The sequence below is a fragment of the Streptomyces sp. NPDC046379 genome (assembly GCF_055587785.1).
The window spans coordinates 291,934-304,948 of sequence record NZ_JBVJFP010000006.1 but is presented as its reverse complement, the minus strand read 5'-3'; the positions used below and the strand labels follow the sequence as shown (position 1 = coordinate 304,948).

General features: G+C 72.0%; 9 protein-coding genes. 4 read left to right on the top strand and 5 right to left on the bottom strand.

Annotated features, from left to right (window positions below):
• Nucleotides 1-27: 27 nt before the first annotated feature.
• The 4 genes from ACZ6KF_RS14010 to ACZ6KF_RS13995 form a co-directional block, all read right to left on the bottom strand.
• Nucleotides 28-1,689 (bottom strand): alkaline phosphatase D family protein, encoded by a 1,662-nt coding sequence (locus ACZ6KF_RS14010; protein ID WP_469158134.1) that lies wholly within the window; start codon nucleotides 1,687-1,689, stop codon nucleotides 28-30.
• Nucleotides 1,690-1,786: 97 nt separating this feature from the next.
• Complete coding sequence (locus ACZ6KF_RS14005; protein ID WP_356634319.1) at nucleotides 1,787-2,587, bottom strand: DsbA family protein; 801 nt, start codon at nucleotides 2,585-2,587, stop codon at nucleotides 1,787-1,789.
• Between the two features lie 78 nt (nucleotides 2,588-2,665).
• The gene (locus ACZ6KF_RS14000) at nucleotides 2,666-3,361 is read right to left on the bottom strand and encodes a hypothetical protein (protein WP_356634321.1); all 696 of its coding nucleotides are present in this window, start codon (nucleotides 3,359-3,361) and stop codon (nucleotides 2,666-2,668) included.
• Between the two features lie 154 nt (nucleotides 3,362-3,515).
• Entirely contained in the window at nucleotides 3,516-4,844 is a 1,329-nt protein-coding gene (locus tag ACZ6KF_RS13995; RefSeq protein ID WP_469238514.1) for a DUF2252 domain-containing protein, read from the bottom strand.
• Nucleotides 4,845-5,037: 193 nt separating this feature from the next.
• On the opposite strand from ACZ6KF_RS13995, the gene dnaE reads away from it, so the two are divergent.
• Nucleotides 5,038-8,577, top strand: a complete 3,540-nt coding sequence (gene dnaE, locus ACZ6KF_RS13990; protein WP_356634325.1) for a DNA polymerase III subunit alpha — start codon at nucleotides 5,038-5,040, stop codon at nucleotides 8,575-8,577.
• Between the two features lie 159 nt (nucleotides 8,578-8,736).
• On the opposite strand, the gene ACZ6KF_RS13985 is transcribed toward dnaE, so the two are convergent.
• Complete coding sequence (locus ACZ6KF_RS13985; RefSeq protein WP_356634327.1) at nucleotides 8,737-8,901, bottom strand: hypothetical protein; 165 nt, start codon at nucleotides 8,899-8,901, stop codon at nucleotides 8,737-8,739.
• Between the two features lie 221 nt (nucleotides 8,902-9,122).
• Here ACZ6KF_RS13985 and ACZ6KF_RS13980 point away from each other — a divergent pair, with 221 nt between their 5' ends.
• The 3 genes from ACZ6KF_RS13980 to ACZ6KF_RS13970 all read left to right on the top strand — a co-directional run bounded on the left by ACZ6KF_RS13980 (nucleotide 9,123) and on the right by ACZ6KF_RS13970 (nucleotide 12,986).
• Entirely contained in the window at nucleotides 9,123-10,352 is a 1,230-nt protein-coding gene (locus ACZ6KF_RS13980) for an NYN domain-containing protein (RefSeq protein ID WP_469238513.1), read from the top strand.
• Between the two features lie 716 nt (nucleotides 10,353-11,068).
• Entirely contained in the window at nucleotides 11,069-12,043 is a 975-nt protein-coding gene (locus ACZ6KF_RS13975; RefSeq protein ID WP_356634402.1) for an ABC transporter ATP-binding protein, read from the top strand.
• A 121-nt stretch (nucleotides 12,044-12,164) separates the two neighbouring features.
• Nucleotides 12,165-12,986, top strand: coding sequence for an ABC transporter permease (locus ACZ6KF_RS13970; protein WP_356634331.1), 822 nt, complete (start codon nucleotides 12,165-12,167; stop codon nucleotides 12,984-12,986).
• Nucleotides 12,987-13,015: the final 29 nt, after the last annotated feature.

The following is a 13,015-nucleotide window of genomic DNA, read 5'->3' as shown; positions in this document are numbered from 1 at the left end:
TCACCCCGCGGTCGCCGTGGGGCGCGCTCACACGGGGTCGTAGGTGCGCTCCACCTTCTGGGTGCCGCTGCGGGTGCGGTACGAGCGGGCCCACTTGGAGGTGGCGTCGGCCTTGGTGCGGTCGGACAGCACGTAGTAGTCCATCTGCGCGCGCTCGGCGGTGATGTCCAGCACGCCGTAGCCGTGGCGGTCGGTGTCGACCCAGTGGACGTGCCGGTTGGCGGCCCGGATGACCGGCGCGGCGAGGGCGGAGACGGCGCCCTCGGGGACGTTCACCAGGTCGTCCAGGTTGTCGGAGGTGACCGACGTGACGACGAACTCGGTGGCGGCCGACGCGGACAGCGGATACGTCCCCGCGTTCACCGGCACGTCGTTGGCCCACGCCATGTGGATGTCGCCGGTCAGGAAGACGGTGTTGCGGATCGCGTTCGCGCGCAGATGGGCCAGCAGTTCGCGGCGGTCGTCGGTGTAGCCGTCCCACTGGTCGGTGTTGATGGCGAGGCCCTCCTGCGGCAGGCCCAGCAGCTTGGCCAGCGGCTTGAGCAGCTCGGCGGAGAGCGAGCCGATGGCGAACGGCGCGATCATCACCGAGTTGCCGACCAGCCGCCAGGTGGTGTCGGAGGAGGAGAGGCCCGCCTTGAGCCAGTCGAGCTGGGCCCGGCCGGTGAGCGTGCGGTCGGCGTCGTCCACGCCGCCGTTGCCCATGGAGACCTGCTGCGAGCGGAAGGACCGCAGGTCCAGCAGGGACAGGTCGGCGAGCTTGCCGAAGCGCAGCCGCCGGTAGGTGGTGCCGGCGATCGCCGGGCGCACCGGCATCCACTCGAAGTAGGCCTGCTTGGCGGCGGCCTGACGCCCCGAGTAGGCGCCCTCGGCGCCCTCGGTGTGGTTCTCGGCGCCGCCGGCCCAGGCGTCGTTGGCGATCTCGTGGTCGTCCCAGATGGCGATCACGGGCGCGGCGGCGTGCAGGGCCTGGAGGTCCGGGTCGGTCTTGTAACGGCCGTGCCGGGTGCGGTAGTCGGCGAGGGAGAGGATCTCGTGCGCGGGCGCGTGCGGGCGCACCACGGTGCCGCGGGTGCCGTACTCGCCGGCGCCGTACTCGTAGATGTAGTCGCCCAGGTGCAGCCAGGCGTCCAGGTCGCCGCGGGCGGCGAGGTGGCGGTAGGCGGAGAAGTGGCCGGCCTCCCAGTTGGCGCAGGAGACCACGCCGAAGCGCAGTCCGTGGACGGCGGCGTTCGCGGCGGGGGCGGTGCGGGTGCGGCCCGTGGGCGAGTCCACGCCGTCGGCGGAGAAGCGGAACCAGTAGTCCGTGGCGGGCGCCAGGCCGCGTATGTCCGCCTTGACGGTGTGGTCGGTGGCGGCGGACGCGGTGGTGGAGCCCTTGGCGACGACGTCGGCGAAGCCGCGGTCCGTGGCGACGGTCCAGGAGACGGTCACGTCCGGGCCGAGGCCCGAGCCGGGGGTCGCCTCCGCGGTGGGCGTCACGCGGGTCCACAGCAGGACGCCGTCCGGCAGCGGGTCGCCGGAGGCGACGCCGTGCAGGAAGGCGGGGGTCACCGTCGCCGCGCGGGCGGGCAGCGCGGCGGCCAGCGGGGCGCCGAGCACGGCTCCGGCGGCGGCGGCCTTGACGACCGTACGGCGGCGCGGAGCAGGCAGGTTGGGGCTCGTGTGGGAGCTGTTGCGACTGGTCACGGGCGATCAGATTACTGATCGGTAAGCCGCTCGGTAAGACGACGGACAGGACAGGGCGGGCGAACCCGGAAGAGTTCGCCCGCCCTTACGCCGTGCGTTACTTGGTGACGCCCGCGTCCTTGAGCGCCTTCTCCCAGTCGGCGACGCTGCCCGGGTTGCTGATCACCTTGTCGTTGATCTTTATGGTCGGGGTCGAGTCGACGCCCTCGGCGTCGTCGAACGACTTGCTCATCCGCATCGCCCAGGCGTCGTAGGTGCCCTTCTCGACGGCGTCCTGGAACTTCTTGTTGTTCTTCAGGGCGTCGACGGTGTCGGCCACCTTGATCAGGTACTCGTCCTTGGCGAACTCGTCGGTGGACTCGGCCGGGTGGTGCTCCGCCGAGTACAGCGCCGCCTTGTAGTCGAGGAACGCGTCGGTGCTCACGTTCAGCGCGGCCCCGAGCGCGCTCAGCGCGTTCTTCGAACCCTCGCCGCCGAGGTTGCCGTCGAGGAAGGTGCCGAGGGTCAGGGAGAGCTTGTAGTCGCCGTCCTCCACGCCCTTGTTGACGGTCTCGCCGATGTTCTGCTCGAAGGAGGCGCAGGCCGGGCAGCGCGGGTCCTCGTACAGGTGGACGACGTGGTCGGTCTCGGAGTCGCCGATGAGGATGGTCGTGCCGTCCTTGCCCGAGGTGTTGGCGGGGGCGACCACCTTCGCGTCGGCGACCTCCTCCCAGTGCGTCGGCGCGTTGCCCTGGACGACGGCGTAGCCGATGCCGCCGGCCACCGCGAGGACGCCGACGACCGAGCAGGCGACGACGATCTGCCGCTTCGCCTTCTCGCGCTTGGCCTGACGCTCGCGCTCCTGGCGCAGACGCTCACGGGCGGCCGCCTTGGCGGCCTGGTTGTTCCGCTTGCTCATGGTGATGGTCTCCGTGTGGGACGCGCACATGTCGTACGCGGTTGCGTGTGGGGGTGGAATGCGTGCTCGGGGCGCCGCTCAGACGAGGGCGGGGGAGCACGGCGGGCCACGCCGTCCCAGGGAGTGTGCGAGCAGCAGTTCGCGCTTGGGCGCCGCGCGGCGGACGGGCCGGGGCGCCGGCCGGGCGGGCGCGACGGGCCGGGGGGTGCGCGCGGCGGTGGCCAGCAGCAGCGGCCGGAAGGTGGTGGTGGCTGCCGCCCGCAGCAGCTGGGCCAGCGCGCGCTCGCCGCGGTCGAGCCAGGCGGCGGCGAGCAGGCCGACGCCGACGTGGGCGCCGAGCAGCAGCCAGGCGGTCTGGGGGTGCGCGTCGGCGAGCAGGGCGGCGAGCCGGTCGGTGGCCGTGGAGGTGGTCCCGGCCATCCGCGCCAGTGGGGCGCCGACCTCCCCGGCGCACAGCACGTCCAGGCCGACCGAGCGCAGCGGGCCGGCGACGGGGCCGCCCGCCCGGCCGTAGCAGGCGTGCTGGCCGGCCGTGAACACCGTGTCGGCGGCCAGCTCCAGCGGGATCAGCACGGCGGCGATCCGGCCGAAGCCGCGCTCCCGGCCGGCCAGGGCGTACGCGAGGACGAACACCGCGGCGGCGATGACGGTCACCGTGCTCAGCGGCAGCGGGGCTCCGGACAGCAGCACGTGCGACGCGGTGCTGAGCGTCACGACGACCGCCGTGAACAGCGCCGCGCGTACGGCCCTGAGCTGTCTCCCGGATATGTCCATGGCAGTGGAGAGTGTGACACGGACCGCCTAAGGGACTCCTAAAGGGTTCCTGTGAGCGGCCCGCGCCGGGGCGAGGGCGGGTCCGAACGGGGCGAGGGGGGTCCGGAACGGGGCGAGGGCCCGGCGAGGGCGGGGCGGGAGTCGCCGGGGCCGGTCAGAGGCCGGGGATGCGGCCGTTGCGGAACAGGTCGAGGAAGGTCTGGTGGTCGGCACGCGCGCGTGCGCCGTAGCTGTGCGCGAAGTCCACCAGCAGCGGCGCGAAGCCCTCCTCGTCGGCCGCGATGGCCGCGTCGATGGCCCGCTCCGTGGAGAACGGCACCAGCTCCGAGTGACCGCTGTCGTCGTCGGCGGCCGAGTGCATGCTGGCCGTGGCCCGGCCGAGGTCGGCCACCACCGCGGCGATCTCCTCCGGGTCGTCGATGTCGCCCCAGTCCAGGTCGACGGCGTACGGCGACACCTCGGCGACCAACTGCCCGCGCCCGTCCAGCTCGGTCCAGCCCAGCCACGGGTCGGCGTGCGCCTGGAGGGCGCGCTGGGAGATCACCGTGCGGTGGCCCTCGTGCAGGAAGTACTCGCGGATCGCCGGGTCCGTGACGTGCCGGGAGACGGCCGGGGTCTGGGCCTGCTTGATGTAGATCACGACGTCGTTCTCCAAGGCGTCGCTGTGCCCCTCCAGCAGGATGTTGTACGACGGCAGCCCCGCCGAGCCGATCCCGATGCCGCGCCGCCCCACGACGTCCTTGACCCGGTAGGAGTCCGGGCGGGCCAGCGACGTCTCCGGCAGCGTCTCCAGATAGCCGTCGAAGCCGGCCAGCACCTTGTAGCGGGTGGCCGCGTCCAGCTCGACGGAGCCGCCGCCCGGGGCGAACCGGCGCTCGAAGTCCCGGATCTCGGTCATCGAGTCCAGCAGCCCGAACCGGGTCAGCGAGCGGGCGTCGCGCAGCGCGTCCAGCAGCGGCCCCTCGGCGGTGTCCAGGGTGAACGGCGGCACCTCGTCGTTCTTGGCTCCGGTGGCCAGGGAGTGCACGCGCTCGCGGTAGGCGGCGGCGTAGATCCGCACCAGCTCGGTGATCTGCTCGTCGCTGAGCGCCTTGGCGTAGCCGACGAGGGCGATGGAGGCGGCGAAGCGCTTGAGGTCCCAGGTGAAGGGGCCGACGTACGCCTCGTCGAAGTCGTTGACGTTGAAGATCAGCCGGCCGGTGGCGTCCATGTACGTGCCGAAGTTCTCGGCGTGCAGATCGCCGTGGATCCACACCCGCGAGGTGCGCTCGTCCAGATACGGCCCGCCGCGCTTCTCGTCCGCGAGGTCGTGGTAGAAGAGGCACGCCGTGCCCCGGTAGAACGCGAACGCCGAAGCGGCCATCTTCCGGAACTTCACCCGGAACGCGGCCGGGTCGGCGGCCAGGAGTTCGCCGAACGCGGTGTCGAGGACGGCGAGGATCTCCTCGCCGCGTCGCTCGTCGCTGAGCTGCGGAAACGACATCGCCGGGTGCCTCCTGGTACGGGGTGGTGCCTCACCTGTGCGGACGCTGCGTCCGTCACCTTCCAACGTCCGAAGGTACGCCGGAGTGCCCGCACGATGTCAGCGGCGAGGCATAGACTTCGCAGCTGTCCCCCGGACCGTCCCCGGACGGTCGGGACCCCGTCGACGTCCGTTTGCCCTGGAGGCCGAAACCGTGTCAAAGCCGCCGTTCACGCACCTGCACGTCCACACCCAGTACTCGCTGCTGGACGGTGCCGCGCGGCTGAAGGACATGTTCAACGCCTGCAACGAGATGGGCATGACGCACATCGCCATGTCCGACCACGGCAACCTGCACGGCGCCTACGACTTCTTCCACTCCGCGCAGAAGGCCGGCATCACCCCGATCATCGGCATCGAGGCGTACGTCGCCCCCGAGTCCCGGCGCAACAAGCGCAAGATCCTCTGGGGCCAGCCGCACCAGAAGCGGGACGACGTCTCCGGCTCCGGCGGTTACACCCACAAGACGATGTGGGCGGTGAACAAGACCGGCCTGCACAACCTCTTCCGCCTCTCCTCGGACGCCTACGCCGAGGGCTGGCTGCAGAAGTGGCCCAGGATGGACAAGGAGACCATCTCGCAGTGGTCCGAGGGCATCGTCGCCTCCACCGGCTGCCCCTCCGGCGAGGTGCAGACCAGGCTGCGCCTCGGCCAGTTCGACGAGGCCCTCAAGGCCGCCGCCGACTACCAGGACATCTTCGGCAAGGACAAGTACTTCCTGGAGCTGATGGACCACGGCATCGACATCGAGCACCGGGTCCGTGACGGACTGCTGGAGATCGGCCGCAAGCTCGGCATCCCCCCGCTGGTCACCAACGACTCCCACTACACGTACGCGCACGAGGCCGGCGCCCACGACGCGCTGCTGTGCATCCAGACCGGCAAGAACCTCTCGGACCCGGACCGCTTCAAGTTCGACGGCACCGGCTACTACCTGAAGTCCACGGACGAGATGTACGCCATCGACTCCTCGGACGCCTGGCAGCAGGGCTGCGCCAACACGCTCCTGATCGCCGAGATGGTCGACACCACGGGCATGTTCGAGAAGCGCGACCTCATGCCCAAGTTCGACATCCCCGAGGGCCACACCGAGGTCACCTGGTTCAAGGAGGAGGTCCGCCGCGGCATGGAGCGCCGCTACCCCGGCGGCATCCCCGAGGACCGGTGGAAGCAGGCCGAGTACGAGATGGACGTCATCATCTCGATGGGCTTCCCGGGCTACTTCCTCGTCGTCGCCGACTTCATCATGTGGGCCAAGAAGCAGGGCATCGCGGTCGGCCCCGGCCGGGGCTCCGCGGCCGGCTCGATCGTCGCCTACGCCATGGGCATCACCGACCTCGACCCCATCCCGCACGGCCTGATCTTCGAGCGGTTCCTCAACCCCGAGCGCATCTCCATGCCCGACGTCGACATCGACTTCGACGAGCGCAGGCGCGTCGAGGTGATCCGGTACGTCACGGAGAAGTACGGCGCCGACAAGGTCGCCATGATCGGCACGTACGGCACCATCAAGGCGAAGAACGCCATCAAGGACTCCGCGCGCGTGCTGGGCTACCCGTACGCCATGGGCGACCGCCTGACCAAGGCCATGCCGCCGGACGTCCTCGGCAAGGGCATCCCGCTCTCCGGCATCACCGACCCGAGCCACCCCCGCTACTCCGAGGCGGGCGAGATCCGGGCGATGTACGAGAACGAGCCCGACGTGAAGAAGGTCATCGACACCGCGCGGGGCGTGGAGGGCCTGGTCCGGCAGATGGGCGTGCACGCGGCCGGCGTGATCATGTCCAGCGAGACCATCACCGACCACGTCCCCGTCTGGGTCCGGCACACCGACGGCGTCACCATCACCCAGTGGGACTACCCGAGCTGCGAGTCGCTCGGCCTGCTGAAGATGGACTTCCTGGGCCTGCGCAACCTCACCATCATGGACGACGCCGTCAAGATGGTGAAGGCCAACAAGGGCATCGACATCGACCTGCTGTCGCTGCCCCTGGACGACCCCACGACCTTCGAACTGCTGCAGCGCGGCGACACCCTCGGCGTCTTCCAGTTCGACGGCGGCCCCATGCGCTCGCTGCTGCGGCTGATGAAGCCCGACAACTTCGAGGACATCTCCGCCGTGTCGGCCCTGTACCGGCCGGGCCCGATGGGCATGAACTCCCACACGAACTACGCGCTGCGCAAGAACGGGCAGCAGGAGATCACGCCGATCCACCCCGAGCTGGAGGAGCCGCTCAAGGAGGTCCTGGACGTCACCTACGGCCTGATCGTCTACCAGGAGCAGGTGCAGAAGGCCGCCCAGATCATCGCGGGCTACTCGCTCGGCGAGGCCGACATCCTCCGCCGCGTGATGGGCAAGAAGAAGCCCGAGGAACTGGAGAAGAACTTCGTCATCTTCCAGGCCGGCGCCCGCAAGAACGGCTACAGCGACGAGGCCGTCCAGGCGCTGTGGGACGTGCTGGTGCCGTTCGCCGGCTACGCCTTCAACAAGGCGCACTCGGCGGCGTACGGACTGGTGTCGTACTGGACCGCCTACCTCAAGGCGAACCACCCCGCCGAGTACATGGCCGCCCTGCTCACGTCCGTCAAGGACGACAAGGACAAGTCGGCGATCTACCTCAACGAGTGCCGCCGCATGGGCATCCGGGTCCTGCCGCCGAACGTCAACGAGTCCGAGGCCAACTTCGCCGCGCAGGGCGACGACGTGATCCTCTTCGGCCTGTCCGCGGTCCGCAACGTCGGGCAGAACGTCGTCGAGTCGATCATCAAGTGCCGCAAGGCGAAGGGGAAGTACGCCTCCTTCCCCGACTACCTCGACAAGGTCGACGCGGTCGTCTGCAACAAGCGCACCACGGAGTCGCTGATCAAGGCCGGCGCCTTCGACTCGATGGGCCACACCCGCAAGGGCCTGACGGCGCAGTACGAGCCGATGATCGACAACGTGGTCGCGGTCAAGCGCAAGGAGGCCGAGGGCCAGTTCGACCTCTTCGGCGGCATGGGCGAGGACACCGGCAGCGAGCCCGGCTTCGGGCTGGACGTGGAGTTCTCCACCGACGAGTGGGAGAAGACGTACCTGCTCGCCCAGGAGCGCGAGATGCTCGGCCTGTACGTCTCCGACCACCCGCTGTTCGGCCTGGAGCACGTGCTGTCCGACAAGGCCGACGCGGGCATCGCCCAGCTCACCGGCGGCGAGCACGCGGACGGGGCGGTCGTCACCATCGGCGGCATCATCTCCGGCCTCCAGCGCAAGATGACCAAGCAGGGCAACGCCTGGGCGATCGCCACCGTCGAGGACCTCGCCGGTTCCATCGAGTGCATGTTCTTCCCGGCGACCTACCAGCTGGTGTCCACCCAGCTCGTCGAGGACGCCGTGGTGTTCGTCAAGGGCCGGCTCGACAAGCGCGAGGACGTGCCGCGGCTGGTCGCGATGGAGCTGATGGTCCCCGACCTGTCCATGGCCGGGACCAACGCCCCCGTCGTCCTCACCATCCCGGCCACCCGGGTCACCCCGCCCATGGTCAGCCGTCTCGGTGAGATCCTCAGCCACCACAAGGGCGACAGCGAGGTCCGGATCAAGCTCCAGGGCCCGACCAGGACGACCGTGCTGCGCCTGGACCGGCACCGGGTCAAGCCGGACCCGGCGCTCTTCGGCGATCTGAAGGTGCTGCTGGGACCGTCCTGCCTGGCCGGCTGAGCGGCCGTCGTGACACGAGGGGCGCACCCCGGCAGCGGGTGCGCCCCTCGTCGTGCGTCCGGACCGCGGCGGCCCGGTCCGCCACCGATCCGATGTGGCCGACCGGGTGCGGCCGACCGCGTCGTGGTCGATCAGCCGTGGCCGATCAGCCCGGGCCGATCAGTTGTGGCCGAAACGCTTGTGCCGGCCCTTGGGGCTCATGGCGCCCGGCGTCACCTGTGTGGTGCGCTCCTCGGCGGGCGGCTCCATCACGGACGGCTGGGCATCCTGCCGGGCGCGCTCGGATCGCGGCTGCTTCCGGTCACGGTTCTTGTTCTTGGCCATGGGGTGCCTCCTGTGGGGTATCTAAAGGCCAGGGCCGGGACCAGATTCACATAGCCCGACACGGACCGCATGTCGGATAATTACCGTCTGTGACAAGGGGCATGGCCGGTCGAAACCGCGAAACGCCACGCCGAAGATCCAGTTCCGGCCGTTAACCCACGCGTGGTCGGGCAGACTCGAAGCAAGCCGGAAGCAAACCTCCCGGAAAGAGGGTGGATCGCGTGGACCGCTGCATCGTCCTGGTGGACGCCGGGTATCTGCTGGGGGCCGCGGCGAGTCTCCTCGCCGGGGAACCCTCACGGTCCCGGATCACCGTGGACCACGCCGCCCTCATCCAGGGGCTGCGCGAGCGCGCCGAGTCCGACACGCGGCAGCCGCTGCTGCGCATCTACTGGTTCGACGGCGCCCCCGACCGCGTCCCGCAGCCCGAGCACCGAAGACTGCGCGTGATGCCCCGCGTCACGGTCCGCCTCGGCGCCCTGACCCGCAGCGACGGCCGCTGGAACCAGAAGGGCGTCGACGCCGCCATGCACGCCGAGCTGACCGAGCTGGCCCGCAACCGCGCCTGCTCCGACGTCGTGCTGGTCACCGGCGACGGCGATCTGCTGCCGGGCATGATGGCCGCCAAGGAGCACGGGGTCGCCGTGCACCTGTGGGCCGTTCAGGCCGCCGACGGCGACTACAACCAGTCCGAGGACCTGGTCGCCGAGGCCGACGAACGGCGGGTGCTGGACCGCGCCTGGATCACTCAGGCCGTACGGGCCAAGGAGCTGTCCGGGGTGTGCGCGCCGCCGCCCGCGCCGCGTCCCGAGATCGCGGCGATCCTCTCCGCGCCGCTGCCCGAGTCCGCTCTCGCCACCACGCCCGAGCGGACCACCGAGCCGAGCCCGCACCGGACGCCGGCCGCCGCCGGGCACAACGGCTCCACCGAGCGCCCGCCGACCGTCAAGGGCGTGCCCACCCCGAAGGACCTGGCCGCCCTGCGCGCGCACGGCAGCCAGGCCCAGCCCGCCGACCGGCAGCCGCCGACCGCGACCCTGCGCTGGTCCTCCGACAAGGGCTGGGTCGACCGGCCCGGCGCCGCAGCCGAGCCGCCCGAGGTCGCCTCCATGCCGACGCTGGCCCAGCTGACCACGGCCGAGCAGCGCTGGGCGGACCGCGAGGAGGACATCACCACCGTCGGCGGCGACCCCTACGAGGTCGGGCAGGTGTTCGCTCGGCGGTGGATGTCCCGGCTCGGCGACCAGACCCATCTGCAGCGGCTCTCCGGAATGTACCCGCGCATTCCGCACCGCATCGACGGCGAACTGCTGCGCTACGCCGCCCGCTTCGGGCTGCTCGCCCACAAGGACGACCAGATCGACGAGCACGACCGGTACGCGATCCGGGCCGGTTTCTGGCGCGAGGTCGACGTCCGCACGGCGGCGGAGCAGGCGCCTGCGGCGGAGTGACGGCAGCACGGGCGCGCGGCGGGCGCGTACGGGGCGGGGCGCGGTACGGGTCCCGTGCGTCGAAAGCCCGCACCCGTGGCCCGGAGCGCGCCGGCGGCGGCGCCCGAGTGGCGGTCTGTGCCCGCGGGGAAGCGTCCCGGAGGTGGCGGCGGGCCCGCCCCGCGGTGGGGTGGCCCGTGGCCGTGGGGTGGCGGTGCACGGGGGCCTGCGGGGGAGCACGAGGCCGTGAGGGCCTGACCGGCGGCGCCTGCGGCCGGGGAACGCGCGTGGCCGAGTGGCGGCCTGCGCCCGTCCGGCAGGGCATGTCCCACGGCGTGAACTGCCGCGTCCCCGCCCCCGCCCGGCCCTCGTCCCGCCCCCGCCCCGCCCTCGCCTCGCGGCTCGCGGAGAGGGCGGGCGGCCCCGTTCCGCCGTGGCGGAGGGGAGAAGTGGCGGCCCCGCCCGTGCGCGACAGCGCGCCCGCGGCGGCGCGACGGCCCGGGCGGGCCGCCTCACGCCGCCCGTCGTGGAGCGGTGGCGGAGGGGCGCTCGAGTCCCGGGGGAGCCGTGGTCGAGCGGTGGTGGAAGCCGCGGTGCACTGCTGCCGTGATTGATCTGCGTTGCGGCCGAATTCTCCCCGGGGGCCGCCCCCGGGGCGAGCGGGGGCCGGGGACCCCGTAGTCTCGTTCCTTGTGAGTACGCGCATGGCACAGGACTTCGGGACCGGTGGGGAGGTCGTGTGTGCGGTGCGCGGGCTGACGAAGACCTATCCGGCGGTCCGCGCGCGGCGCGGCGCGCCGGGGACCCCCGAGGTGCGTGCCACCGACGACGTACGGCTCGACGTACGGCGCGGTGAGATCTTCGGGCTGCTCGGACCCAACGGGGCCGGCAAGTCCACCCTCGTCCGGCAGATCACCGGGCTGATGCGGCCCGACGGCGGGAGCGTCGAGATCCTCGGCCACGACATCGTGCGCCACCCTGAGCGCGCCTCGCGCATCCTCGCCTACCTCGGTCAGGAGTCCACGGCCCTGGACGAGCTGACGGTGTCGCTCGCGGCCGAGACGACCGGGCGGCTGCGCGGCCTGGACGCACGCCGGGCGCGCGCCGAGCGCGACGAGGTACTCGACGAACTGGGTCTGACCGGGATCGCCGGGCGCCCCCTGAAGAAGCTGTCCGGCGGGCAGCGGCGGCTGGCCTGCTTCGCGGCGGCGCTGGTCGGGGAGCGTCCGCTGCTGGTGCTGGACGAGCCGACCGCCGCCATGGACCCGGCGGCCCGGCGGGCGGTGTGGTCGGCCGTCGACCGGCGGCGCGCCGAGCGCGGCACGACCGTGCTGCTGGTCACCCACAACGTCATCGAGGCCGAGACGGTCCTGGACCGGGTCGCCGTCCTCGACCGCGGCCGGGTGATCGCCTGCGACACCCCGGCCGGACTGAAGGAACAGGTCGCCGGCGAGGTACGGGTCGACCTGGTGTGGCGGGAACGGGCGCCGCTGGACGTGCCCGAGGTCGCCGCGCTGCGCGACCGGGCGGAGGAGTCGGGACGCCGCTGGACGCTGCGGCTGGCCCCCGAGGAGGCCCGCGCGGTCGTCTCCACCGTGACCGGCGGGGCCGCCTTCGCCGCGCTGGACGACTTCACGCTCACCACGCCCAGCCTGGAGGACGTGTACATGGCGCTGGGCGGGGCGGCCCGGCAGGGGCTGGTGAAGGCGTGAGCGCGCGCACGGCGGCACGGGCCCGCGAGGCAGCACGCCTGAGCGTCGGGACCGCGGCATCCGTACCCGTACGGAACAGGACGGCCGCCCCAGTGGACACCGGGAGAGGGAGCACCGCGACGTGAGTGTCGTACCCGCAGAGGCTCTGCCGGGCAGTGCCCGGGCCGTCGAGGGCCCCGCCCGGCGCGCGGCCGAACTGGCCCCGGCGGCCCGGCTGTGGCCGTCGCTGGCGGCCGTGTACCGGGCGCAGCTGTCCCGGGCGCGGGTCGCGCGCATACCGCTGCTGTTCGTCGCCACCTTCCAGTCCGTCGGCATCATGATCATGATGCGCGGCGTGGTGGACGGCGCGGGCGAGGCGCGGTTCGTGGTGGCCGGCTCCTCGGTGGTGGTCGTCGCCTTCGTCGCGCTGAACCTGCTCGCGCAGTACTTCGGGCAGCTCAGGGCCACCGGAGGGCTCGACCACTACGCCACGCTGCCGGTGCCGCCCGCGGCGGTGGTGCTGGGGGCGGCCGGGGCCTACGCGTCGTTCACCGTGCCGGGGACGATCGTCACGGCCGTCTTCGGGTGCCTGCTGTTCGGGTTGCCGCTGACCCATCTGTGGGTGCTGCTGGCGGTGATCCCGCTGGCCGGGGCCGCGCTCGCCGGGCTCGGCGCGGCGTGCGGGCTGCTCGCGCCGCGGCCCGAGCTGGCCACGCTGCTCGGGCAGCTGGGCATGTCGGGGGCGTTGCTGCTGGGTGTGCTGCCGCCCGACCGGATGCCGGGGATCGTCCGCCTGGTGCGGGAGCTTCTGCCGTCGACGTACGGCGTCGAGGCGTACGCCCGGACCTTCGCCGCCGAGCCGGACTGGGCGCTGGTCGCGGGGAACCTCGCGGTGTGCGCCGGGGTCGGGATGATCTCGCTGGCCGTGGCCACCCTGGCGTACCGGCGGGCTGCCGTCCGGTGACGCGCCGGGCGGGCGGGCCTGGCACGATG